General features: G+C 61.6%; 20 protein-coding genes and 1 pseudogene. 14 read left to right on the forward strand and 7 right to left on the reverse strand.

The features are described from left to right. The first annotated feature begins 185 nt into the window (after positions 1-185). From FOC84_RS27750 to FOC84_RS27760, 3 genes are all read left to right on the forward strand, one after another. The gene (locus FOC84_RS27750; protein WP_173147938.1) at positions 186-785 is read left to right on the forward strand and encodes a hypothetical protein; all 600 of its coding nucleotides are present in this window, start codon (positions 186-188) and stop codon (positions 783-785) included. A gap of 85 nt (positions 786-870) precedes the next feature. After that, on the forward strand, positions 871-1,512 hold the full coding sequence (locus FOC84_RS27755) for an ABC transporter substrate-binding protein (protein ID WP_173147940.1): 642 nt from the start codon (positions 871-873) through the stop codon (positions 1,510-1,512). A 213-nt stretch (positions 1,513-1,725) separates the two neighbouring features. After that, a complete protein-coding gene (locus tag FOC84_RS27760; protein WP_173147942.1) occupies positions 1,726-2,499 on the forward strand; it encodes a M15 family metallopeptidase in 774 nt (257 codons plus the stop codon). 73 nt (positions 2,500-2,572) lie between these two features. Here FOC84_RS27760 and FOC84_RS27765 read toward each other — a convergent pair. Continuing rightward, positions 2,573-3,629, reverse strand: a pseudogene (locus FOC84_RS27765) (RNA methyltransferase). A 310-nt stretch (positions 3,630-3,939) separates the two neighbouring features. Between FOC84_RS27765 and FOC84_RS27770 the strand changes: the two are divergent. The 3 genes from FOC84_RS27770 to FOC84_RS27780 all read left to right on the forward strand — a co-directional run bounded on the left by FOC84_RS27770 (position 3,940) and on the right by FOC84_RS27780 (position 6,383). Next, positions 3,940-4,554 carry a hypothetical protein gene (locus FOC84_RS27770; protein ID WP_173147946.1) on the forward strand — a complete coding sequence of 205 codons (615 nt, stop codon included), beginning with the start codon at positions 3,940-3,942 and terminating at the stop codon, positions 4,552-4,554. A gap of 737 nt (positions 4,555-5,291) precedes the next feature. Then, positions 5,292-5,582, forward strand: coding sequence for a hypothetical protein (locus FOC84_RS27775; RefSeq protein WP_173147948.1), 291 nt, complete (start codon positions 5,292-5,294; stop codon positions 5,580-5,582). 174 nt (positions 5,583-5,756) lie between these two features. Beyond that, entirely contained in the window at positions 5,757-6,383 is a 627-nt protein-coding gene (locus tag FOC84_RS27780; protein ID WP_173147950.1) for a tyrosine-type recombinase/integrase, read from the forward strand. Positions 6,384-6,632: 249 nt separating this feature from the next. Here FOC84_RS27780 and FOC84_RS27785 read toward each other — a convergent pair whose 3' ends face one another. Then, complete coding sequence (locus FOC84_RS27785; protein ID WP_173147951.1) at positions 6,633-7,700, reverse strand: MAE_28990/MAE_18760 family HEPN-like nuclease; 1,068 nt, start codon at positions 7,698-7,700, stop codon at positions 6,633-6,635. Further along, on the reverse strand, positions 7,700-8,887 hold the full coding sequence (locus tag FOC84_RS27790) for a DUF262 domain-containing protein (protein ID WP_173147953.1): 1,188 nt from the start codon (positions 8,885-8,887) through the stop codon (positions 7,700-7,702). Before FOC84_RS27790 ends, FOC84_RS27785 begins: the two co-directional genes overlap by 1 nt. A gap of 521 nt (positions 8,888-9,408) precedes the next feature. Here FOC84_RS27790 and cysS point away from each other — a divergent pair. Beyond that, a complete protein-coding gene (gene cysS, locus FOC84_RS27795) occupies positions 9,409-10,812 on the forward strand; it encodes a cysteine--tRNA ligase (RefSeq protein WP_173147956.1) in 1,404 nt (467 codons plus the stop codon). A 159-nt stretch (positions 10,813-10,971) separates the two neighbouring features. Here cysS and FOC84_RS27800 read toward each other — a convergent pair whose 3' ends face one another. Together FOC84_RS27800 and FOC84_RS27805 are read right to left on the reverse strand one after the other, a co-directional pair. Next, the gene (locus FOC84_RS27800) at positions 10,972-11,262 is read right to left on the reverse strand and encodes a hypothetical protein (RefSeq protein WP_173147957.1); all 291 of its coding nucleotides are present in this window, start codon (positions 11,260-11,262) and stop codon (positions 10,972-10,974) included. 114 nt (positions 11,263-11,376) lie between these two features. Then, the gene (locus FOC84_RS27805; protein WP_173147959.1) at positions 11,377-11,763 is read right to left on the reverse strand and encodes an I78 family peptidase inhibitor; all 387 of its coding nucleotides are present in this window, start codon (positions 11,761-11,763) and stop codon (positions 11,377-11,379) included. A gap of 188 nt (positions 11,764-11,951) precedes the next feature. Between FOC84_RS27805 and FOC84_RS27810 the strand changes: the two genes are divergently transcribed. The 6 genes from FOC84_RS27810 to FOC84_RS27835 all read left to right on the forward strand — a co-directional run bounded on the left by FOC84_RS27810 (position 11,952) and on the right by FOC84_RS27835 (position 18,974). Beyond that, positions 11,952-12,800: a MurR/RpiR family transcriptional regulator gene (locus tag FOC84_RS27810; protein WP_082400960.1), complete on the forward strand. Its 849-nt coding sequence runs from the start codon at positions 11,952-11,954 to the stop codon at positions 12,798-12,800. 19 nt (positions 12,801-12,819) lie between these two features. After that, positions 12,820-14,067, forward strand: a complete 1,248-nt coding sequence (locus FOC84_RS27815; RefSeq protein ID WP_173147961.1) for a diaminopropionate ammonia-lyase — start codon at positions 12,820-12,822, stop codon at positions 14,065-14,067. Next, entirely contained in the window at positions 14,064-15,320 is a 1,257-nt protein-coding gene (locus FOC84_RS27820; protein ID WP_173147963.1) for a M20 family metallo-hydrolase, read from the forward strand. Before FOC84_RS27815 ends, FOC84_RS27820 begins: the two co-directional genes overlap by 4 nt. Before the next feature lie 18 nt (positions 15,321-15,338). Then, positions 15,339-16,292, forward strand: a complete 954-nt coding sequence (locus FOC84_RS27825; protein ID WP_173147965.1) for an N-carbamoyl-D-amino-acid hydrolase — start codon at positions 15,339-15,341, stop codon at positions 16,290-16,292. A 147-nt stretch (positions 16,293-16,439) separates the two neighbouring features. Beyond that, positions 16,440-17,771, forward strand: a complete 1,332-nt coding sequence (locus FOC84_RS27830; protein ID WP_173147967.1) for an MFS transporter — start codon at positions 16,440-16,442, stop codon at positions 17,769-17,771. Positions 17,772-17,831: 60 nt separating this feature from the next. Further along, a complete protein-coding gene (locus FOC84_RS27835) occupies positions 17,832-18,974 on the forward strand; it encodes a YgeY family selenium metabolism-linked hydrolase (RefSeq protein WP_173147969.1) in 1,143 nt (380 codons plus the stop codon). On the opposite strand, the gene FOC84_RS27840 is transcribed toward FOC84_RS27835, so the two are convergent. Further along, complete coding sequence (locus tag FOC84_RS27840; protein WP_173147971.1) at positions 18,971-19,876, reverse strand: LysR family transcriptional regulator; 906 nt, start codon at positions 19,874-19,876, stop codon at positions 18,971-18,973. The two genes, FOC84_RS27835 and FOC84_RS27840, sit on opposite strands and share 4 nt — an antisense overlap. Positions 19,877-19,977: 101 nt before the next feature. Between FOC84_RS27840 and FOC84_RS27845 the strand changes: the two genes are divergently transcribed. Next, a complete protein-coding gene (locus FOC84_RS27845; protein ID WP_173147973.1) occupies positions 19,978-21,264 on the forward strand; it encodes an SGNH/GDSL hydrolase family protein in 1,287 nt (428 codons plus the stop codon). Positions 21,265-21,280: 16 nt separating this feature from the next. On the opposite strand, the gene FOC84_RS27850 is transcribed toward FOC84_RS27845, so the two are convergent. Then, positions 21,281-24,505, reverse strand: coding sequence for an error-prone DNA polymerase (locus tag FOC84_RS27850; RefSeq protein ID WP_173147975.1), 3,225 nt, complete (start codon positions 24,503-24,505; stop codon positions 21,281-21,283). Positions 24,506-24,510: the final 5 nt, after the last annotated feature.

Raw genomic sequence — 24,510 nt, forward strand, 5'->3', positions numbered from 1 at the left:
ACCAAGGCAGTTAGGCTAAAGAAATTCGCTACCTATGCTGCGGAATTGCAGTCAGGCATCTTTATTTCCTCGATCTGGGGAAGGTTCGTATCGCCTAGAAGGATTGGATTGCTCCTTCCGGGCTAGATACATACATCGCGATAGCGAATACCCTACTTGTTCAAAAAATGAGTGGGGGGGCGATCATGAAGAATTGGCTATGCGGTGCGGGCGTGATAGGCATGCTGCTGGCTGGTCCGGCTGCCGCGCAATACATCGCCACCTGGCAGGATCCTGCCGGAGTGTGGAAGGGGCCTGCGGCAAACCAACCAGGGACCGATCTGAATTTTGCGGAAGGGGCAGCGCATCGGGCCTGCTTGGATCGCGGTATTCCCAAGCTTTGGAACCGCGTAGCGAAAGTGACGGAGAAGGCTACTGGGAAGGTCGTACTGGAACTGGACTGCAACGCGGAGCGAGCTAAAACCAAGGAACGCCAGGCAGCAACCAACCCGCCGCAGGACACGACGATGTATCAGGCGTACTGGCAGGAACAATCCGGCCAGTGGAAAGCGGCGGTTACCGCTCCGCGCCATCCTGGGTTGCTACTCGCTTCCGCAAAAGGCTATGCATATGAAGCATGCAAGGATCGGGGCAACCCGAAAGACCTGAAGCTGGCATCGAAGGTCACGGAAAAGGACACGGGGAAAGTGGTCCTGGAACTTGACTGCAACGTGGAGCGCGCGAAGTTAAAGGCTGGCAGCAACGCTGCAAAGCCTGGCCGGGATGCCGCGAGCGCTAAACAGTAGCGTCTCGCGACCCGCAGTTTGCTCATCGAGTTCAGGCGTCCTGCGTAGGACGCGTTCATTCTTCACGGCTGATGGATGAAAAAAGATGCAAAACGTGCTTCCGAAACTTCTGCTGCTGGGCATTCTTTTGATGGGATCCCCTGGAAGTGCAACCGCGCAGCCTTCTGAAAAAACAAATGCCGATGCCAAGAGGGTTGCAACTGCGCTTCTAGCTATAGCGAGCCCGCAGAAAGAGACCAAGCAAGCGTTCGCTCAGCGTGTTGGTCCTAGCTTCAAGCGCCTGGTAGCAACCGAGACCATGACGCGAGTTGTGCTTGGACCGGCGTGGAGAACAATGTCACCGTCAAGGCAGGCAGAAGCCGTTGAACTTTATGGCCGGTTCCTGATGAGGACCCTCCACGGCGCCTTCGAAGGCCCGTTGCCCTCGCAGTTTGCGTTGGAGTCTGGGGAGATGTTCCGAAGTAAGCCCAGCTCGATTGCTGTGATCCAGATCACCTGCCTGGCGCTGAAGATGGCGGACTGTATTTATTATTCGGCGAAATCGAAGGCCCGCGAGTTCACCATGGAGTTTCAACGTCTTTACATTGATGGTAGATGGCGGGTGGTCGAAATTTATACGAGCGGGCTGTCCGTTCAGCAGACCTATCATTCAAGTTTCAGCTCCATTATCAAGTCCAGTTCGGTCGAAAAATTTCTGGAAAAGCTTCGCGCGCGGGTCGATAGCTGATCTGGCCGCAACGCCGGCCATGTGGCCAAATTCGAAAGCCGTCCGGTCTGCTGCTGGCCGAATGATCTGCGCTTAGGAAACGGTAGTCGAACTACAGTTTCTCTATCTGAATGCTGTGGAAACTTTAGCCCGGCATCTATTTTATTATTTGCACAGCTAGGTGTGTCGTAGTGTTCCGATCTGATTTCAGGCAATCGCCTAAATGGAGGACCTATGCTTGAACGTAGCTATCTCAGCAACAGTTTCACCGTCTCGGATCCCGACGCGCGGTTGAGGCAAGCAAACAATCTCATGGCTTTCGAAACGGCCAATGGAAAAATCCGAATAATACCGAAAGGAATTGTCGTACGTGTTGATGCGATTCAGCGCTTGCAGACTGGAGCAAAGAAGGTCGCACTGTTTGCGCATGCCGTCCGAGAAGATGGCGTGCCACTTGGCTGGACCTCGACAAGGAACTTCGACGGCGAGTTTATCAATGAGACACTCGATCTGCTCAAGCCCGGGGCTGGAAGTGGAAAGTTCGGTTCTAATGCCGCGTGGTCGCGTGGTGCTTATATAGGCCAGATTGACCTAGTCGAAATAGTCGACTCGACAATGGAGATTGAGCGCCTTTCTACGGATACCGTTTCACCATATCTGGAAATGGTCGGTAAGGCGAAGTCGTCGAGAGTGGCCCTCGCCATCAATAGTGGATTCCGATCCTATCCGGAGCAGAAGATGCTGTGGGATGGGTATGACAAGCGGCTTCCCGGCTTCAATTTGGCCGCGAAGCCGGGCAACTCGAACCACCAGAACGGGATCGCCATCGATATCGCTGTCGCCGGCGCGGACGGCAACGAGGTTTATGAGTGGCTAAAACAGAACGCGACCAAGTTTGGATTCGTTCGCACCGTCAGCCGTGAGCCATGGCATTGGGAATACGATCCCATACGCGCTGAGCAGGCGGTTCAAAATGGGACCTACAAGATTCCAGCTGTGAATGACTGACAGGGCGAATCTCTGTGGAACTGCTTGTGAATCCGTAAGCAGAGAAAAGGTTCAGACTACGGGCGGTCCCGCCCTAGGCAGCTTCCAGCTTTGCCATGCGCATGCGCCGTAGTTCGACCACCTGCTCCGCGCCAACAACCCCGAGCGCGCAACTGCCCACAGCCTCCATCCACGTCCTGCCCGGCGCTATTCCTCACCTTGGTCAGCACGCCACGGCTTTGCAGGGAGCCGACGATCTCGCGGATGCGCTCGGTATCGGGGCGCTGGTAGTCGTCACCTTCGAGACTATTGAAGGGAATGACGTTGAGGACGCCGTATTTGCCCTTGAGCAGACGCACGACGGCATCGAGTTCGTCGTCGCCGTCGTTGATGCCCTTGAGCAGCGTCCATTGATACTGGATCGGGTAGTCGGTGTCGCGAGCGTATCTCTCGCCAAGTTCGATCAGTTCTTCTGGCGTGATTTTCGGTGCGCGTGGCAGCAGGTGTGCGCGCAGTTCGGCCTTGGTCGTGTGCAGTGACAGCGCCAGCGCGGGCTTGACGCGTTGTTGCGGCAGGGCTTCGAACACGCGCAGGTCGCCCACGGTGGAGAACACGAGATTCTTATGGCCGATATTGCCTTCGGTGCCGAGCAGGTCGATGGCTTCGAGCACGTTGTCGAGGTTGTGCGCCGGTTCACCCATGCCCATGAAGACCACTTTCTTTACCGCGCGCAGACGCCGCGCCAGCACGACTTGGGCTAGGATTTCCATGCTCGTGACCTGGCGGATCAGGCCGCTCTTGCCGGTCATGCAGAAGCGGCAGCCGACCGCGCAGCCGACTTGGGTCGAGACGCAAAGTCCATCGCGCGGCAACTGCACGCTTTCCACCATCTGCCCGTCGGCGAGTTCGACCAGCAAGCGCGAGCCGTCGTTGCCGGCGTGTTCGGAGCGGACGCGGGCGAGGGCGTCCAGCTCTGCGGTCAAGGCGGGCACGGCATCGCGCAGCGCGAGAGGCAGAAAGTGCTCGGCGCTCCGCCGTCGCGTGCCGGTGTCGAGCGCTTGCCCTTGCAGCCAGACGCGCATGACCCGGCCACGATGGACGGGCAGGGCGCCGAGAGCGGCGAGGCGTTGGTTGAAGTCGGAGTAGCGCATGGGGGGGGGTTTACCCTGCCGCCGGAACGGGCAGTCGGAGGGTAGATGGTCTCGTTGGCGACTACTGCCGGGATTCGAAGGTCGATAACTGCCGCATGGTCTCTTGTCGGCCATGACCAGCCGTTGACGTTTTCCCTGGAGGTGGACATTCCAAGCGTTACCCTGGGAGCCGCATTAGGGATTCGACAAGCAGACCCTCTGGGCGAGGTAACTTCCTTGTTCAGAGGGTTAATCCCTCTGCCATAATTCTAATATTTATCAATCAAAATTCGGATGCGGTAGGTCCGTTTAATAACGGCGAGGACATGACATGTGGATAAAGGCATTGACCAGATGGAGCCAGACTGCGTACGGCTTGGTGCACTCGGTCACTATCAGCAGCAAGATTGATTTGGGAAACATCAACCGAATAGGCAGTAGCATTACCGACGCGTTTGGTTGGCTTCCTAGGCAAGACCAATTTGACTCAAACGTCGAGCATCGTCCCTACAAGGAAGACGATTTTCGCCTTAATGATGGAGACGTATCGGCGGTGGTTTTAAATCTTAAAGCCAACCTCTTAAGCCTTCTCCTTGTTGACTTAGCCGCCCTGACCGACGAATTGCTTTCGTCAATTATGCAGGCGAAGGGTAAGAACCCGGAGACATATCCGTACCTGCGCAACAAAACCAGGAATGTGACGTGCGCTCCTGAACAGGAGTGGGCACGCCGAGGTGTCCTAGAGTTAAACGTAATCCGAAACTGCATTGTTCACAATGATGGAAAGTGGAGTGATCGTGGACTAAAGGACATTGCGCCGCTTGTTAAAAATCTTGTCGCCAAAAATGGAGACCGCGTCGAGGTTAACTTTGAGGATGTATTCCGGTATAAACGAGCAGTCCGCACATTGCTCAATCAAGCGGAGATAAAAGGTTTTGCGCCTTAACTCTAGCGTTACTCCGACAAGCCTGCATCGTGCCTGGCGACTTCACGGTATTTTGAACGTCCTGCTTTTCTCAATTATCGCTTTGGGTCGGAAGCGGACTACCGCAATCGCCTGCTTCCGGCCAGGGAGCAGCCTTTTAATTAATCCCCGCGAACGACCGCGTCAGGCGAGAACCGGGCATTTGTCTACCCATATCTTGGGGCACAGGCACCTGAAGTCGTGCGTCAACTCCCGCCCTTCCCGAGCACTGCCTTTAGATAAGGCCGTAACTCGACCCACTCGATAACTTGGGATACGCGGCGAAGTTCGCTAAGCGTTTCTTTCATTGTCACCGGGTCGAAAGTCTCCGGAATAGCGAACGAAGCACCCTTTCTATCTGTCGCGTACCGATGGCGCTGGTCCAATACACCATGGAATGCGTCGGTATCTTCAGGAAACAGCTCCTCGTTCAGGGACACCAAAAACTGGCGCGGCACCTCGAAATGGTACCGAAGTTCTGGGTAAAGGCGTCGGTATTCTCGGTACAGCTTATTGAGGTTGTGGCCAAGGTGTTCATCCGAGCAGGAACCTGCTAGTGGGGAGGAACCACACGGGCAAGACGACGCTGATTCGCAGCTTGTTTGAGACGCTAGGCGCGACGCCACAGGGAAAGCTCGAACAATGGGACGAAAACGCTGCGTCGCTACTCGAGTTCTCAGTAGACGGCCGGCGCTACTTCGCCCTCCATCTGGCGCACCGTGCAAAGCAATGAAGGCACGTACGACGTCCCGGTAGTCATCGATTCGCCAAACCAGCAAGCGCAAGACGACTTTAACCTTCCTGCCGTCCTGAGTTTCATCGCGAAGGACTTGCCCGCCGGCATGCAACTTATCGTTGGCTTGGAAACACCTATCGACCTCAAGTTCGACCACGAGATGACGCTGACAGAGAGATACAGCATGCTTACCGAGGATGAGTGGGAGCAAACGGACAAGTTGATGGAGCCGTTGTTGAAGAAGATGTACGACGCGCCCCTTTCTCAGAGCTAACGGTCGATATTCGTGCTCTGGCGTCGATTGCATAAATCTTTAGACGCAGCTTCGATAAAATGACCGCTTGCGCAAAGCGAACATTAGCCATGGAAACTCGAACGGCAGCTAGGGTCGGATAGCGCCCCTCCGTAGGCGCACACTGAATCTCCCTTTACTCGAAAGGAGATTGTCATGGAATCCGCGAACGCCACCGTTGACCGTCGTGTGCCATGGAACAAGGGAAAGCTCACCGGGCAGAAGCCGCCCCTAAAGCTCCGAGAAATTTGGGCAATCCGAGTAAGACTTCAGATGGCTTCGAACATCCGGGAACTCGCGATGTTCAATCTCGCAATCGATAGCAAGCTTCGAGCGTGCGATCTCACGCGCTTGCAGGTGCAGGACATCCGCCATGGGAGCCACGTGGCCGTGAGAGCCACCGTCCTGCAACAAAAGATCCAGCGTCCGGTCCAATTCGAGATCACGGAGCAAACCCGTGAGAGCGTTGAAGCATGGATCGATGCACGAGGGCTAAAGTCGGCAGATTTTCTTTTTCCGAGCCGCTTGCATACGTCGCCGCATCTGTCGACGCGGCAGTACGCCCGGATTGTGCATCGCTGGGTCGCATCGATTGGCCTCGACGATACCGCATATGGCACCCACACGATGCGCCGTACAAAAGCCTCGTTGATCTACCGCCGGACGAAGAATCTTCGGGCGGTACAGCTGCTGCTCGGGCATACGAAGCTGGAAAGCACAGTTCGCTATCTGGGCATCGAGGTCGACGATGCTCTTGAGATGGCTGAACAAACCGAGGTTTGATGCGTCCTGGCCGGCGAGAGGTCGCTTGCCGGCCACTTCCGGACAGTCGATGGCGACGTCCATATCATCAACGAGCCCAGGTCAAATCAAACATCACCAATGTGCGCTCCAGCACATCCGAACGGAGCACTCCCTGGCTACGACTCCACGTCCTCAGCCGCGGGTCGGTATCGCGGATGCGGGAGTTCGGAGGCGGCGATGGCTCCCGTGCATATCGAAAGGCGCCGCGATCTCATTGCTTCACTCATTTTAATTGCCGTTCTGTTCGCTTCTTGGCACGGAAGAGTCGAGTGCGGTAACAGTGGCTCGCTTGCGCCCCGGTCCATTTATCGCTAACCCTAGCTCTGTCGGGGAGGTCAGTGTTACCTCTCTTTGATCGGCACCATCGATTTGAATACTCCTGATTTCACGCGCGACACAGTAATCGGATCCGTGGAGATATATGATATCTCCCACGCGAAATTTTCCGGTTAGTTTCCCGATAATAACTTCCCTATTTTTTAGGCATTCATCGATTTTTCCTCGTTTCGAAGCGATGCCGGCATCGATCAGTTTCTGCAACCCAACGAGCTGGACCCGCTCCGAAACCGCTTCGCAGATGGCACTAATGAAGTCGCAAAACTCAAATAGATAATCGATACCTGGAAGCTCGTCGATATCTATACTTCCATGTGCAGCGTCATTTCGATATTTTATTAGTTCTCGCATTTCATGATCGGCTGAAGCGCCCAGTCGACCACCGGCCGCAAAAAAATCAACAACGCTTGGGTGCTGATCGATCCACGACGCGATGTTCTCGATACCGCAACCCGAGAACAAGCGAGTCAACTCCTGGATTCTGAGGTTCTGCTCCTGAACCAACAGCGCAAGTGGCTCGAGAATATATGGTTGACCTGTGAGTGCCTTTCCATACTGCTCAACCAAAGATCGCAGATCAAGGTGCGCATAACGTGGCCCGTCCTTCTTTTCAAGGATAGCGGAAATCCCACGCCTATACGCCTGCCTTACCTCTTCAGGAAAGGCAGAAAAAGGTAAATTCTTCTGCAGCAGACCGATGTGCTCGCGAAGCATCTCATGAGAGAACTGCTCATAAATAGCATAGATACGTGTAACCGTAGTGCAGTGCTCTATTAATCGCCACTCCACCCTGTCGGGCGCCTTCTCTGTGGAGAGAAGAGATTGGTCAAAGCATTTTGCATCGGCTTTGCAAAGAAACGTTTTCTCATGGATAGTGCTCCGGATGACGTCTGACACCGAGATGTATTTTCTCAGTGCGTCGATGCGCTTCTGCGTTTGCTCTAAAAACGCGTTGTACATCACTGGCCTAGCAAGGAACCCAACATTTTGTCATAGAGGCTTATTCGTCCGAGGATATCCTGTTTAGTATTTCCGCGGCCGGTAAACGTCCCATCTTCATGCGCCGCGAACATCTGCTTGGTCGCTTCGATTACATCTGCCGAGCGCTTCCTTAGAGTGCCCCCTTCGTGCAACCGCGACGACAGGGCTACCATGACCGCGTCATAAAAGGCTTTGTGCGGTTTGGGCTCCCACTTTTCATTGCCTGAGTTATAAGGTCGAAAGACCTTGTCCTGATAGATATCCTTTGCAAGATCTAATGTTTGATCATAAAGATCACGAAGAAAAGCCACGTCATCGTCCCCGAAGAAACTGGCCCTGCGCATATAGAGGTCTAGAAATCCCTGCATGCCATTGCGGTAATGGGATGCATGGCGCAACGCGAAAAAACGAAGCACGATCTCAGAATCGCCCATTTTTGCATACATCGGGTTATCCAAAAGCTCCGTGTTTGTTTCGATTTCATTGTCGACCCAACGCGGCAATCCCCATACGTCACGAAACTTATCCCATCGAGTAATTTCGTCTAGGAGATCGTTAAATTTACCGCGATATAGAGCGTTTCGAATTTCTTGCCGCTCTAACCTGATGCCACCTGTGTTCAATCTTTCGAATACCGTCTCGCGAAGGAAAGAAGCCTCCTCCTCGTTTTCGGTAGACTCTTTCATCAACACAATTGACGTGATCGAGCGCCGATCAATACCAGCCTTGATCTTCTCGGGCAACGTCTTATAGCTGCGGCCGTTGAGCTCTGGCCACATTTGAAGGCCCTTCAACTTGAAACTGTTGGAATAAAAATCTCTAATTGCAGTAATTCTTTGCTGGCCATCCATAACCTCATACGAATTGAAGTCTCTTTCATATAGAAAGACCGGTGGAACCGGTATGTTCATAATGAAAGACTCGATAAGCAAGCTCTGTTGCCTCGCATCCCATCTAGGACGTCTCTGGTAGAAAGGGCGCAAGTCCATGTAGCCAGGATCTTGAAGTTGATTGACAAATCCCGGCAGCTTCTCCCTATTCGTCTCTATGACGATGCGCCCCTCACCTCGTACGTATCGCTCGTTGATAGCACGATCATCCAGGCGCTCTGGCTTGTCCTCATGATTGCCACTCCACATGTTTGACTCTGTTGGAGAGAGATTCATAGCAAAATCCTTTCAATAATCGTCGGCGCAGCGAGCGATGAGCGGCGGCGTTCAACTCCACCTGATGCGTCACATCATAACGCGGCTTTGGTTACGCCTAGTGTCCGTTTCGCCTTGGGGGCAGTCGCTGCGCCCTTTCCGTGCCGGTGGACGACTGCGGGTCGACTGCAGCCTATGGGGCGTGGTGACAGCGTCCGATTAGCGCTTCCGCGACTGTCTCTTCAGGGTCGGAATCGGTCGGTCAACAATGACGGCTGCCGGCTACGAATGGTCATTCGGAAGACATCGCGGAAACCGGTCATTCGCCTATATTGACCTGCACAGCCAAGAGCCGCTAGGATTGCAGGCATGACTATTAGCTCCAAATCCCTCTTTTCGCTGGTCCGCGCATGTTGTCAGAACATGCCGGGGGGAAACTGCGTCTAGCAATAGCTACACGTTGAATCAATCGCCTCTGGCCGCCCGTTGCAAAACCGGCGGCTTTTTTGTTTTGCCTGCGCCTTTCGATACGGAGAGAGTTGATGCCACTTGCGTTGTATGACACCTGGTCGCGTACCGTGCGCTCGTTCACGCCAATCCACGCTGGCCATGTCGGCATGTATTGCTGCGGACCCACCGTCTACGACCATGCGCATATTGGCAATCTAAGAACGTATGTGTTTGAAGACATTCTGCGCCGGGTACTCGTTCGGAACGGCTATGAGGTCCGTCACGTCGTTAATATCACCGACGTCGGTCATCTGACTTCGGATGCGGACGAAGGCGAAGACAAGATGGAAAAAGGTAGCAGACGGACCGGGGAGTCCGCATATGCCATTGCTCAGCGCTACACCGAGGCCTTCGTCGCGGATTGGCATGCCCTCAACTTGCTGGAGCCGACGGTATGGTGCCGCGCGACCGATCACATCGCCGAACAGATCGCGTTTATCGGCGAGTTGGACCGGTCCGGCTACGTGTACAGGACCAACGACGGTCTCTATTTCGACACAAGCAAACAGGATGACTACGGCTTTCTGGCCCGGCTCGACCGTGCCGGCCTGCAGGCGGGCAAGCGCGTAGCACTTGGCGCGAAGCAGAACATCACGGATTTTGCGCTATGGAAGTTCAGTCCGGAGGGCGTAGCGCGGCAGATGGAATGGGATAGCCCATGGGGGCGTGGATTTCCGGGCTGGCATATTGAGTGCTCGGCCATGTCGGCGAAACACCTCGGCATCTGGTTCGACATCCACTGTGGCGGAGAAGACCATATCGCCGTGCATCACAGCAACGAAATTGCGCAAACACAAGCGGCCCACGGCACTCGTCTTGCGAACTTCTGGATACACGGACATTTTCTAACACTCAATGCCGACAGCAAAATGTCGAAGTCGAGTGGGGATTTTGTTCGCTTGCAGACCTTGCGCAGTCGGAACATCGATCCGCTTGCCTACCGTTACCTGTGCATGACAGCTCATTACCGGAGCAAGCTGCATTTCAGTTGGGTGTCTCTTGGTGCCGCGCAGACAGCCTTGAACCGGCTGCGGCATCTCTATTCCGGTTGGTCGGACGGTGGCCGCATCGATCCGGATTTCGCCGCGCGCTTCAATGCCGAATTGAATGATGACCTGAATCTGCCGCGGGCATTGGCCGTGCTATGGGAACTCGTCAAGAGCGAGCTCCCACCTGCGACCTTGAAAGCGACTGTGGACAGCTTTGATCTTGTACTGGGCCTCGGGTTACGCGATTGGAACCCAGTTGCGTCTGATATTCCGGAAAGTATCCGGGTGCTGCTCGGTGAACGCGCTCAAGCCCGAGAGGCAAAGAACTGGGATAAAGCCGATGAGATACGGAAGATGTTAAACACCCGAGGCTGGAGAGTCGAGGATGGCAACGACGGGCAACGCCTGACTGAAATCGCCACGCCCCTCACAGATATCGGAAGCTAGTGATAACTGCATGGGCGCCGTAAAAAGGTGTCAGACGACAATTCTCATCGAGGTTCGGCAGCAGCCGTCGAAATCAAGAAAGACCAAGAGAGCGCAAGAGGTCGCGGGGGCGATCATCCGACGATCGGAGCGGAAACCGATCACCCCCGGCGAGGGCGTTCAGGCGGTCAGGAAGCGCAAGACTTCGGCCCAATCGTTAGTCGACAAGGCGACGTCCTCGTAGTCGCCAGCTTCCTCGTCGTAGCGCGAAACGCAGAAGCGCTGGCTCCTGCCGGATTCGCGGTCGGCATAGTTGGCGTAGTCGACATACACTTTCAAGCCGCGCGCCTCGTTCTCGAATGAAGGAGCTGCATCGATGTAGCTCGATGTGTCGAAATACCCTTCGGGTAGGGGCGGCAGGGTTGCTATGTCGAAGTCGGGAAATTCGCGGCGCAGTCGTTCAAGGTTCATAAAGGAAGCATATGGAGGATCGAAGCCTGGCATTTTACGTTGCTCAGTGTCAGTCGCCACGATGCCTCCCGAAAGCATAACCTCTGGCCGGCTTTGCGCCGGCCAGGCCTGCGATCAACCGCAGCGAATCGCAGTCATAACGTCCTTATCATCCACGATCAAATTCAAGCGCGTAGCGTTGTACTCCATCGTGACCAATTGCCCCGGACGCAGCATGCGTGCGGTGCTGCTCCCGCTGCGGCTGCGCAGGTCTTCCATGACGGACGGGGTGGCCTTTTGGCCGATTTGGGATTGCAGGGCAGCGGCGTCGCAGGTTTTGCCGCCGCCCATGGACGACGACGAGCCGTAGGACGACCCGCCATAGCTGGTTCCGGCGTCAGCAGTAGACGAGGGGCTTGAGGAGCTGGAGGCTGTTGGCGCGCTGGGTGAGCGCGGGGCGCCGGTGTTGGCGCACGCGGTCAGGCTGGCGACCAGCAGGAAAGGGATCAGCTTTCGGATCATGTAACGCTCCTTACAACAACACGTCTGAAAAAAGCCATGATAGACCAGCGCGGGCGCGCTGTGACCTGGGCCTGGCAGGGCCGCAAGCGGCATTCCTTACCTTGGCTTCGATGATCCAAATTTTGCATTGACACTAAAGTTTCATGAGAATATATTTCTGAAACTATAGTTTCATAGGCGGGATCATCATGACTTCGGTGTTGCAGGAGCGCATCCTCGCGCTGCAGGACAGCTTCACGGACAGCGAGCAGCGGTTGGCCAGCGTGACCCTGGAGTGCCTGGGCAATATCGCGGCCTATTCGGGGGCTGAGCTGGCGCAGAAGGCGGGCGTGTCCAAGGCGACGGCGGGGCGGTTCTTCCGGCGTCTGGGCTACGAGAACTTCAACGAAGTGCGGGCGCAGGCGCGCGATGAGGCCGATCGTGGGTCGCCGCTGTACGAGATGGCGGGCGTGCGTCCGCCGGACGCGACGGGCGATGCGCTGGCGGAGCATCTGGCCACCGACTTGCAGAATCTGGCGCAGACTTTCGAGCGCCTGGATAGCCGCGACGTGGAACGAGCCATCGAGCTGTTCGCCGGTGCGCGCCGCATCTGCATTGCGGGCTTTCGCAATGGGCGGGTGCTGGCGCAGTACGCCTGGGCTTTGCTGACGCAGCTGCGCGACGGCGTTGCGCTGGTGCCGGGCGCGGGTTTGAACCTGGCCGAGGATCTGGCGGATCTGGGGCCTGACGACGTGTTGCTGGTGATGGATTTCCGGCGTCGCGTCACGCTGCTCAAGCCCATCGTCGAACATGCGAACCGGGTGGGCGCGAAGGTCGTGGTGCTGACCGATCCCACCGCCACCGAATTGCCCGCGCGCTCGGACTTGGTGCTGCGCTGCGTGAACAGCGGCGCGGCCGTGTTCGATTCCTACGTCGCGGCCACCAGCGTCATCAATCATCTGTGCTCGGCCCTGGCCCGGAAACTCGGGGCGGCCGCGCGCGAACGTCTGCAGAACATAGAACGCCTGCACGAACACTACGGCGACTTGCATCGCTGAATTCCAAGAGGAGACTGACTTGAACCATCCCATTCCGAACATCCGGCTGCAGTACGCGCCCAATCCGGCCTTCGAACCCGCCGCGTCTTATGGCCAACGGCAGCTGGACGTGCTGGGCGGCCAGGCCTATGCGCAGGCCGAGGCGCAGATCCGCCGCTGGCCGGGCTATCAGCCTACGCCGCTGCGCGACCTGTCGGGCCTGGCGCGCGCCGTGGGCGTGGCGGGCATCCGGTACAAGGACGAGGGCGGCCGTTTCGGGCTGGGCAGCTTCAAGGCCCTGGGCGGCGCGTACGCGGTCAGCCGGCAGTTGCTGCGGGAGCTGGCGGCGCGGTTGGGGCGCGACGATCTGTCTGTGGATGATTTGCTGTCCGGCCGCTACCGGGAGCTGACGCAGGCCATGACGGTGACCTGCGCGACGGACGGCAACCACGGCCGTTCGGTGGCCTGGGGCGCGCAGCGCTTCGGTTGCCAATGCGTGATCTACATCCACGCGACGGTCAGCGAAGGGCGCAAGCGAGCGATCGAGCAATACGGCGCGCAGGTCGTACGTACGCCGGGGAACTACGACGACTCGGTGCGCCAGGCGGCGCAAGACGCGGCGCGGCTTGGGCGTTATGTGGTCTCGGATACGTCTTATCCTGGCTATATGGAGGTGCCCAAGGACGTGATGCAGGGGTACGCCGTGATGGCCGACGAGGCATTGCGCCAGCTGCGCGAGGCGGGCGATGGCGAGTTGCCGACGCACGTGTTCCTGCAAGGCGGCGTGGGCGGGCTGGCTGCCGCGGTCTGCGCGCATTTCTGGGAGCAGTTGGGCGAGCGCCGTCCGCGCTTCATCGTGGTGGAGCCGGACAAGGCGGCCTGCCTGTACGAGAGCGCCCGCGCCGGCAAGCCGGTGGCGGTGCATGGCGATCTGGATACCGTGATGGCCGGGTTGGCCTGCGGGGAAGTGTCGCTGCTGGCGTGGGAGGTGCTGCATCCCGGCGCGCAGGCTTTCCTGACGGTTGACGACGAGGCCGCGCTGGAGACGGTGCGTTTGCTGGCAAGCGGCAAGTATGGCGATGCGCCCATCGTCGCGGGCGAATCGGCCGTGGCGGGGCTGACCGGTTGCCTGGCGGCGCTGGCCGATCCGGCGGTGCGCGATGCGCTGGGCCTGGATGCCGACAGCCGCGTGCTGGTGTTCGGCAGCGAAGGGGCGACCGATCCGGAACTGTATCAACGCATCGTCGGCAAGAGCGCCGCCGAGGTCGAAGCCGAGGCCGTGGCATGACTGGCGCCACGCTTGAGGCCGGCCGTGAGGCCGTGCGGATGGACGGCGCCCGGCTGTTGCGCCGCATCGCCGACCTGGCGCAGGTCGGCGCCATCGAGGGTGGCGGCGTTTGCCGCCTGGCGCTGACCGACGCGGACCGGCAGGGACGCGATCTGGTGGTGCAATGGATGCGCGAACTGGGCCTGGCCGTGACGGTGGACGGCATCGGCAATGTGGTCGGCTTGCGGGCTGGGCGCAAGGCCGGTCCGCCCGTGATGACGGGTTCGCACATCGACACGGTGCGCACCGGTGGCCGCTATGACGGCAACCTGGGGGTACTGGCTGGGCTGGAAGTGATCGCGGCATTGAATGACGCAGGCGTGGTCACCGAGAGACCGATAGCGGTGGCGTTCTTCACCAACGAGGAAGGCGCGCGCTTTGCGCCGGACATGATGGGCAGCCTGGTGTTTCAAGGCGATCTGTCACTGGCGGATGCGCTGGCCACGGTCGGCATAGACGGCACCTCGGTGGGCGAGGACCTGGCCCGCATCGGCTATGCCGGGACCGCCCCGGTTGGCAATAACGAGGTGCATGCCTTCGTCGAATTGCACGTGGAACAGGGGCCGGTGCTGGAGCACGAGGACTACACCATCGGCGCGGTGACCGGCGTGCAGGGCATCCACTGGATCGAGTTCACCGTGCGCGGCGTGTCCAACCATGCCGGCACCACGCCGATGGCATTGCGCCACGACGCCGGCATCGTGGCGGCGCGCATCGCGTGCTTTGCCCGGGATTTGACCGTCGAGTTGGGGGCGGGCCAGCTGGCGACTGTGGGGCAGGTGAATCTGTTTCCCAACCTGATCAACGTCATTCCCAACCGCGCGACCTTCACGCTGGACCTGCGCAACACCGACGGCGCGGCCTTGCAGGAGGCGATTGCACGCTGCATGGCGTACGCGGCGCAGGCTGCGGCGGCTGAAGGCGTGGAACTGAGCCATCGGGTACTGGCCGATTTTGCGCCGGTGGCGTTTGACGAGGCCATCGTCGGCCGGGTCGAGGAAATCGCCCGCAGCCGCGGACACCGCGTGCGGCGGCTGCCCAGCGGCGCCGGACACGATGCCCAGATGCTGGCGCGCATGTGCCCGACGGGCATGGTGTTCGTGCCCAGCGTGGGCGGGCTGTCGCACAACGTCGCCGAATTCACGCATGACCAAGATATCGAGGCGGGCGCCGGCGTGTTGCTGGAACTGATGCTCGAACTCGCAGAACAATGAAACCGTAGGAGACTGAACATGTCACGCATCATCAATGTCGCGGCCGCGCAGCTTGGGCCGATCCAGCGCAGCGACACGCGTCGCGACGTCGTCGAGCGCCTGCTCGCGCATCTGCGCCAGGCCCATGCCATGGGCTGCCAGCTGGTGGTATTTCCGGAGCTGGCGCTGACGACTTTCTTCCCGCGCTGGTACATGGAAGATCCGGCCGAGATCGACGCGTTCTATGAAAGCGAGATGCCCGGTCCGGAAACCCGGGTGCTGTTCGAGACCGCGCGCAAGCTGGGCATCGGTTTTTACCTGGGCTATGCGGAACTGGCGGTGGAGCAGGGCGTCAAGCGCCGCTTCAACACGTCGATCCTGGTGAACCAGAACGGCGAAATCATCGGCAAGTACCGCAAGGTGCACCTGCCTGGGCACGCCGAGAACGAGCCCTGGCGCGCTTTCCAGCATCTGGAGAAGCACTACTTCGAGCCGGGCGAATCGTTCGATGTCTGGCGCGGCTTTGGCGGCGTAATGGGTATGGCGCTGTGCAATGACCGCCGCTGGTCCGAGACCTATCGCGTGATGGGGTTGCAAGGGGCCGAAATGATCCTGCTCGGCTACAACACGCCAGTGCACAACCCGCCGGCGCCCGAGCATGACGACCTGTCCATGTTCCACAATCATCTGGTGATGCAGGCCGGCGCCTATCAGAACGGCACCTGGGTGGTGGGCGTGGCCAAAGCCGGCAAGGAAGAGGGCTGCGAGATGATAGGCGGCAGCTGCATCATCGCGCCGTCGGGCGAGATCGTGGCCGCCTGCTCGACCAAGGGCGATGAGCTGGCGATCGCGCGCTGCGACCTGGACCTGTGCCTGTCGTACAAGAACACCACGTTCAATTTCGAGCGGCACCGGCGTCCCGAGGCTTACGGCCTGATCACGGAACGCAGAGGCGCGGTGGAACCTGCGCCGGAGGCGGCGATCACCGCCTGACCTGCGGCGCGGCCAGCGCGGCCGGCCGTTAGGCTGGCCGCATAACCGGCCCGGACGTTCCCTTCCCATAAAAAACAGCATGCGGGCGCCCCGAGCGCCTGCAGGGGAGCGTTCGGCCTAAAAAAATACAGACCCCAAGGTGAAAATATGGACCAGTCAGTAGAGAGCATTGCGGCGCCTCCCGTTGCCGCAGACAAGGATCCCCTGGCGGCGCGGGATGATGCGCTGTATCGGAAGGTGGCGTGGAGGCTGCTGCCGTTTTTGATGGTGTGCTACATCGCGGCGTTCCTGGACCGGGTGAACGTCGGCTTTGCCAAGTTGCAGATGCTGGACGATCTGAAGTTCAGCGAAACGGTGTACGGCCTGGGCGCGGGCATTTTCTTCATCGGCTATTTCCTGTTCGAGGTGCCGAGCAACGTGCTGATGCACCGCATCGGCGCGAAGAAGACGCTGGCGCGCATCATGATCTTGTGGGGCATCATCTCGGCCGCCATGGCGCTGACGCAGACGCCGACCCAGTTCTACATCCTGCGCTTCCTGCTGGGGGCGGCCGAGGCCGGCTTCTATCCCGGGATCATCCTGTACCTGACCTATTGGTTTCCGTCGAACCGGCGCGGCCAGATCGTGGCGGTGTTCATGACGGCGGTGCCGTTCGCCGGCATCCTGGGCGGGCCGCTGTCGGGGTGGGTGATGGAGGCTTTCCATGACACGCACGGCATGGCCGGCTGGCAGTGGATGTTCATCATCGAGGCGATTCCCTCGGTGCTGCTGGGCCTGGCGGTGTTCTGGTACTTGGATGACCGCATCGACGATGCGCGCTGGCTCTTGCCGGCGGAGAAGTCGCGGCTGGGTCAGAACCTGCAGAGCGAGAAGACCGCCAAGACGGAGCATGTGTCGATGCTGACGCTGCTCAAGGACCGGCGCGTCGTGCATATGGCGCTGATCTGCTATTGCACGGTGTCCAGCCTGTCGGGCCTGGCGTTCTGGATTCCTTCAGTGATCCGTTCCACCGGCGTGGTGTCGCTGCTGGACATTGGCCTGCTGACGGCGGTGCCGAACGTGTGCGCGGTGATCTCGATGGTGCTGGTGTGCCGCCATTCGGACGCGACGCGGGAACGCCGCTGGCACATGATCGTGCCTTTCCTGGTGGGCGGGACGGGCTTGGCGCTCAGCACGCTGTTCAGCCATAACCCGGTTCTGGCCGTGGCCATGCTGTCGGTGGCGGCCGCCGGCTGCATGGTGTGCTCGCCGTTGTTCTGGAGCCTGCCGACCTCGTTCCTGGAAGGCAAGAGCGCGGCGGCGGGCATTGCCGGGATCAATTCGTTCGCCGGGCTGGCGGCTTTTGTCAGCCCCTATGCCATCGGCTGGATCAAGGACCTGACCGGGTCGACCGACTGGGGCATGTATTTCCTTGCCAGCTTCGCGCTGATCGGGGCGGTGCTGGTCTACCGCGTGCCGAAGAGCCTGGTCAACCGGTAGGCGCCGCCCTCCATTCACAGGCGGGCGCGTCGCGCCCGTCATTCTCAGACAGGAATGATGATGACTCTGGACGTAGTTGCGTTGACGCAGGCAATGGTGCGCATTCCCAGCCTTTCGGGCAAGGAAGGCGAGATGGCGGCGCTGATGGCCGCGACCCTGCGCGAGGCGGGCTTCAGCTCGGTCACGACCGATGGCAATGGCTCGGTGCTGGGCCTGATCGGCCCGGCGGATGCGGACGTGGCCTTGCTGTTCGACGGGCACATGGATGTGGTGCCGGTGGCGGGCGACTGGCGCTTTGATCCGTTCGGCGCCGAGATCCGGGATGGCCGGCTGTACGGGCGTGGCAGCACCGACATGAAGGGCGGCATCGCCGCGGCGATCTGCGGCGTGGCGGAGGCGGCGCGGGAGGGCTTGAAGCGCCGCGTGGCGGTGTCGGCCAGCGTGCTGGAGGAAATCATCGAAGGGCATGCGCTGGCTTCGGTGCTGGACGCCTGCGCGCCGCAGGCGGTGGTCATCTGCGAGCCTTCGAAATTGCAGATCAAGGCGGGGCAGAAGGGACGGGTGGAGCTGCTGCTGACTTTCCACGGCAAGCCGGCGCACGCGGCGACGCCGCATATTGGCGTCAATCCCCTGCATGCGGCGGCGCGGGCACTGGCCGTGCTGGAAAGCCTGCCGCTGCCGCGCGACGAGGTGCTAGGCCAGGCGCTGCTGGTGCCGACGGACATCGTGTCGCATCCTTACCCGTCGATCTCCATGATTCCGATCTCGACGACGATACGCTTCGACCGGCGCACCGTGTCGGGCGAAAGCCTGGAGGACGTGTTGGCGCAGATCCGCGGGCATCTGACGGCACATGGCCTGTCTGATTTCACCTTGCAGGTCAGCGAGGATCGGGTGGCGACCTATACCGGGCAGCACGCGACGCCGCCGCGCTGGCTGCCGGGTTGGCGTTGCGACGAAGAGGCCGGGCTGTTGCAGGCTGCACGCGCGGCGGTCAGCGGCAGCGGCCGGGATCCGGTGGTCGGCAGTTGGGCATTCTGCACCAACGGGTCGGAATCGGCCGGGCGCCGCGGCATTCCGACGATAGGCCTGGGACCGGGCAATGAAGAGGATGCCCATACGATCGACGAATCCATTGCGCTGGAGCAGCTGGAAGGCGCCCGCGGCATCTATCGGAACCTGGTGCGCGCCGTCTGCGGTTAAGGCACCTGCATGCCGGGCAGGCGGGCCAGCCGGTCATTCAGGAAGTCGATCAGCAGCCGCGCCCGCAGCGACTGGTAGCGGCGCGATGGATAGATGAGGAAGGCTTCTTGCGGCGTGGCGCTCCATTTGGGCAGGACGCGCAGCAGTTCGCCGCTGGCGATCAGGTCCTGCACCAGCCACGCGGGGCACAATCCGATGCCGGCTCCCATGGCCAGGCTTTCGCGGATGGCCAGGGCGTTGTTGACGCGGAAACGCCCCTGGGTCTGGACCGTGGCGAGCGTGGCGCCCTGGTGCAGTTCCAGGGTGTCGCCGGCAGCCAGCCAGGCAAAGCGCACGTACTCGTGAGCGGCCAGATCGCGGGGCGCGCGGGGCTTGCCGTGCTGCGCCAGGTAGGAGGGGGCGGCGACCAGATAGCGCGGCGACATGGCCGCCTTGCGCGCGATGGCGTTGGGCGGCAGGTTGCCGCCCAGTCGCAGCGCCACGTCCACGCCTTCTTCCACCAGGTCCACGTAGCGGTCGTTCAGGATCAGTTCGACCTGGATGTCGGGATGGTCGTCCAGGAATTCCCGTATCAGCGCGTTCAGCCGGAACTGGCCTAGCGCCACGGGCGCGTTGATGCGCAGGAAGCCGGCGGGCTTTTCGGTCTGGCCGCGGGCGTCGGCCACGGCCTCCGAGTATTCCTCCAGGACGCGGGTGGCGCGTTCGTAGAAGCGCTTGCCTTGTTCGGTGGGCACGACGCGCGTGGTGCTGCGTTCCAGCAGCCGCACGTTCAGGTCCTTTTCCAGCGCGGCGACAATCTTGCTCAGGGCCGGCTGGCTCAGCGCTTGTTCGCGGGCGACGGCCGACAGGGTGCCCAGCTCCACGGCGCGGACGAAGGCCCGCATGGCGCGCAGCGTGTCCATGGTCATTCCTTATTGGAAGAAGCGGTATGCAGTTTAGGGTTCTACCGGTGGAATTGGGAAGAACCTATCGTGACGTCACTTTCTCTTTTTCTGGAGTCGTCATGAATCGCTTCAATCTTCATTCCCTGGTTTCGGCCGTTGCCTTGGCCGGTGGCCTTTCGGTCCTGGCCCCGTCCGCCACCATCGCGGCGCAGCCGTCCACTCCGGCCGATTCTGCGCGTGCCGGTTGGGTCAGCTCCTGGTTCGCCAGCCCGCAACCGCTGTGGGAGGATGCGTTCGTGCTGCCCACGGAGATGCCGGCCGAATTGCGTGAACAGACCTTGCGCCAGACCTTGATGCTCAGCGTGGGCGGACCGCGCTTGCGGGTGGTGCTGTCCAACCGCTATGGCACGCAGCCGCTGGAGATCGGCGCGGCCAGCGTGGCGTTGGCCTCGGGCCCTGCGGCGATCCGTCCGGCGTCCCGCCGCGGGCTGGCCTTTGGCGGTCGGCCAAGCGTGACGGTGGCGCCAGGGGCGCAGGCGGTCAGCGATCCGGTGGACCTGCCGGTGTCCGCGCTGGCCGAACTGGCCGTCAGTCTTTACTTTCCGCAGGCGACGCCGGTCACGACCTTCCACTGGGGCGCACAGCAGACCGGCGCCCTGGTGCGGGGCGATGCGACGGCGGCGGCGGAGCTGCCTGATGCGCAGGCGCTGCAAGGCCGGGCTTTCCTGGCCGGGGTCTGGGTGGAGAGCCCGTCGCGCGCGCCGGTGGTGGTGGCGTTTGGGGATTCCTTGACCGATGGCAATGGCTCGACGCCGGGCGCCAATCGCCGCTGGCCGGATTTCCTGGCCCGCCGGCTGGCGCCGCAGGGCATGGGCGTGGCGAACGCGGGCATTTCAGGCGCGCGGGTCTGGGGCGACAAGATGGGCGTGAACGCGATGGCGCGCTTTGATGCCGACGTGCTGTCGCAGCCGGGCGTGCGCACGGTGGTGATGATGATGGGCATCAATGACATCGGTTGGCCGGACAGCGGCTTCGCGCCGGACGACGCGCCCATGACGGCGGCCAGGTTGACCGAGGGCTACCGGCAGTTGGCGGAGGCCGCGCGCCTGCGCGGCGTGCGCATCGTGGGCGGCACCATCGCGCCGTATGAAGGTTCGCTGCATGGCACGCCGCTGTCGGGCCACTACAACCCGGCGAAGGACGCGGTGCGTCGGGAGGTGAATCGCTGGATCCGCGAAAGCGGCGTGTTCGACGCAGTGGTGGATTTTGACGCGGTGCTGCGCGATCCGGCGCATCCGGCGCGGCTGCTGCCCGCGTATGACTCGGGCGACAACCTGCATCCCAACGATGCCGGCTACCAGGCCATGGCGCAGGCCTTGGACCTGGCCACGCTGTTCGGCGATTGAACGGCGGCCGGAGCGCTTAGTGGAAATTGCGGCTCTGGGTGTTCAAGTCGCCCAGCAGCTCGGACAGGTCCACCAGCCGCTGCGCGATCAGGTGGCGCACCCCGTCCACGCTTTGCCAGGACCCATAGACGCCCAGCAGCGCGGCCCCCAGCAGTTCGCGGCGTTGGCGTTCTATGAGTTCCGTACGCACGACCACGTTGACGGGGCCGGTCTCGTCTTCCAGCGTGACGAAGATCACCCCCTTGGCGGTTTGCGGACGCTGGCGCACGGTGACGATGCCGCAGGCGCGCGCCACGCGCTTGTCGGGGTAGCCGTTGAGCACCGAAGCGGGCTGGAAATTGCGCGCCGCCAATTGGGCGCGCAGCAGCGCCACCGGGTGGCTGTGCAGGGTCAGCCCCACGCTGCGGTAGTCGGCCGCCACGGTCTGGCCCTCGGACGGAGCGGACAACTGCGGCGCCTGGGTTTCCTGGATGGCGGCATCGCGCAGCAGGTCGCGGCTTTGCACGCTGGCGGCGGCTTCCCAGCTGGCCTGGCGGCGGTGGCCCGCCAATGTGCGCAGGGCGTCGCCGGCGGCCAGGGCGTTCAGGTCGTGGCGGGTGAGCGCGGCGCGGCGGGCCAGGTCGCCGGTGTCGGCAAAGGGGGCGGCGGCGCGCGCGGCTTCGATGCGCCGGGCGGCGTCCTCGCGGGCGCCCTGGATCAGGCTCAGGCCCAGCCTGACGGCGGGGCGTACGCCATCGGCCGGGGGCGCGTGGAGATGCGCGGTCCGGCGGGCACCCGGGTGGCCATCGGGCAGGGTCTCCAGCGCCGAGTCCCAGCCGCTGATCGTCACATCCGGCGGCAGCACGCAGACGCCATGGCGGCGAGCGTCCTGCACCAGTTGGGCGGGAGCGTAAAAGCCCATGGGCTGAGAGTTGAGCAGGGCGGCCAGGAAGGCTTCGGGCTCGTGCCGCTTGAGCCACGAGCTGGCATAGGCCAGCAGCGCGAAGCTGGCGGCGTGGCTTTCGGGGAAACCGTATTCGCCAAAGCCTTCGATCTGCCGGAACAGCGCTTCGGCGAAATCCAGCGCGTAGCCATGGGCCAGCAGCCCGCCCACCAGCTTGGCGCGGTACTTGTCCACGCCGCCCTTGCGCTTCCAGGCCGCCATGGAGCGGCGCAACTGGTCGGATTCACCGGGCGTGAAGCCGGCGGCCACCACGGCGATCTGCATGACCTGTTCCTGGAAGATGGGCACGCCCATGGTGCGGCTGAGCACCTCGCGCACTTTTTCGCTGGGATAGGTTTCGGGCTCTTTGCCCTGGCGGCGGCGCAGGTAGGGATGGACCATGCCGCCCTGGATCGGGCCGGGCCGCACGATGGCCACTTGCACCACCAGGTCGTAGTATTGGCGGGGGCGCAGGCGCGGCAGCATGGTCATCTGGGCGCGGGATTCGATCTGGAACACGCCTATGGTGTCGGCGTCGCAGATCATGTCGTAGGTGGGCGTGTCGCTGGGGGGTATGTCCTGCAGCCGCAAGGGTTGGCCGCGGCGCTGGCCGGCCAGCTCCAGCGTGCGGCGCAGCGCTGACAGCATGCCCAGCGCCAGCACGTCCACTTTCAGCAGGCCCAGCGCGTCCAGGTCGTCCTTGTCCCATTGCACGACGCTGCGGTCTGCCATGGCGGCGTTCTCGATGGGCACCAGGCGCGACAGCTTGCCGCGTGAAATCACGAAGCCGCCGGGGTGCTGCGACAGGTGGCGCGGAAAGCCCATCAGGGTCTGCGCCAGCGCCGCCCATTGGCGCGCCACCTGCGATTCGGGATCCAGGCCGCAGGCGCCCAGCGTGCGCAGCATTTCCTTCTTGCCGTCCCACCATTGGTGGGCGCGGGCCACGGCGTCGATGACGCCTGCGTCCACGCCCAGCGCGCTGCCGGTATCGCGCAGCACGCTGCGCGGGCGGTAGGAGATGACCACGGCGGTGAGCGCGGCGCGGTCGCGGCCGTATTTGCGGTAGATGTACTGGATGACTTCTTCGCGGCGCTGATGCTCGAAGTCCACGTCGATGTCGGGCGGCTCGTTGCGTTCCTTGCTGATGAAGCGTTCGAACAGGTTGTTGCCGCGCACCGGATCCACTTCGGTGATGCCCAGGCAGTAGCAGACCGCGGAGTTGGCGGCGGAGCCGCGGCCCTGGCACAGGATGCCTGCCCCGCGGGCGTACTGGACGATGTCGTAGACCGTGAGGAAATAGGCTTCGTAGTGCAGGTCCGTGATCAGGGCCAGCTCTTTTTCGATCTGCGTGGTGACGCTGTCCGGCGTGCCGGACGGAAAGCGGCGGGCGGCCCCGGCCAGGGTTTCCTGGCGCAGATAGGTCGCCGGCGTGTGGCCTCGCGGAATGATTTCGTCCGGGTATTCGTAGCGCAGCTCGTCCAATGAGAAGGCGCAGCGGCGGGCCACGGCCAGCGTCTGGGCCAGCGCCTGCGGGGGATACAGGTTGGCCAGCCGCATGCGCGTGCGCAGGTGCTGTTCGGCGTTGCCGGACAGTTCGTAGCCGCATTGCGACACCGGCTGGCGGGTGCGGATGCCGGTCAGCGTGTCGTGCAGCGGCTTGCGCGAACGCAGGTGCATCTGCACCTGGCCCAGCGCCACGATGGGCAGGTCCGCGGCCTGCGCGGCGTGTTCGACCGCGGCGCGGTGCAGGTCGTCGCGCGAGCGGTGCAGCAGGGTCAGCCCCACCCAGGCGCGATGGGGGAAGACGCGCGCCAGCCAGCGCGCCTGCTCGGACATGCGGTCGGCGTCGGTGCCGTAGGCGGGACTCAGGATGGCCAGGCATTCGGGCAGGTGTTGCAGATGGGCGTAGCCCGAGGGCGGGTCGGTGAGGTCTTCGGGCGCCAGTCGGTATTCGCCCTTGGGCGCGCGGGTGCGGGCCAGGGTGATCAGTTCGGACAGGTTGCCGTAGCCCTCGCGCGTCTGCGCCAGCAGGGTCAGGCCCAGCGGCGCGGCGTCGGGCGCGGCGCGCAGTTCGAAGGTGGCGCCGATGAGGAGCGGCAGCTTGCGGGCGCGGGCCTCCACGTGGGCGCGGACCACGCCTGCCAGCGAGCATTCGTCGGTGATGGCGAGCGCGGCGTAGCCAAGTTCAGCGGCGCGGTCGATCAGTTCCTCGGGGTGCGAAGCGCCCTGCAGGAAAGAGAAATTGGACTGGCATTGCAGCTCGGCATAGCCGGGCAGCTGGGCCAGGATGCCGGGGGTGTCGTCGTCGTCCATGCGCATGCCGC

The organism is Achromobacter pestifer (genome assembly GCF_013267355.1).
GTDB lineage: Bacteria > Pseudomonadota > Gammaproteobacteria > Burkholderiales > Burkholderiaceae_B > Achromobacter > Achromobacter pestifer_A.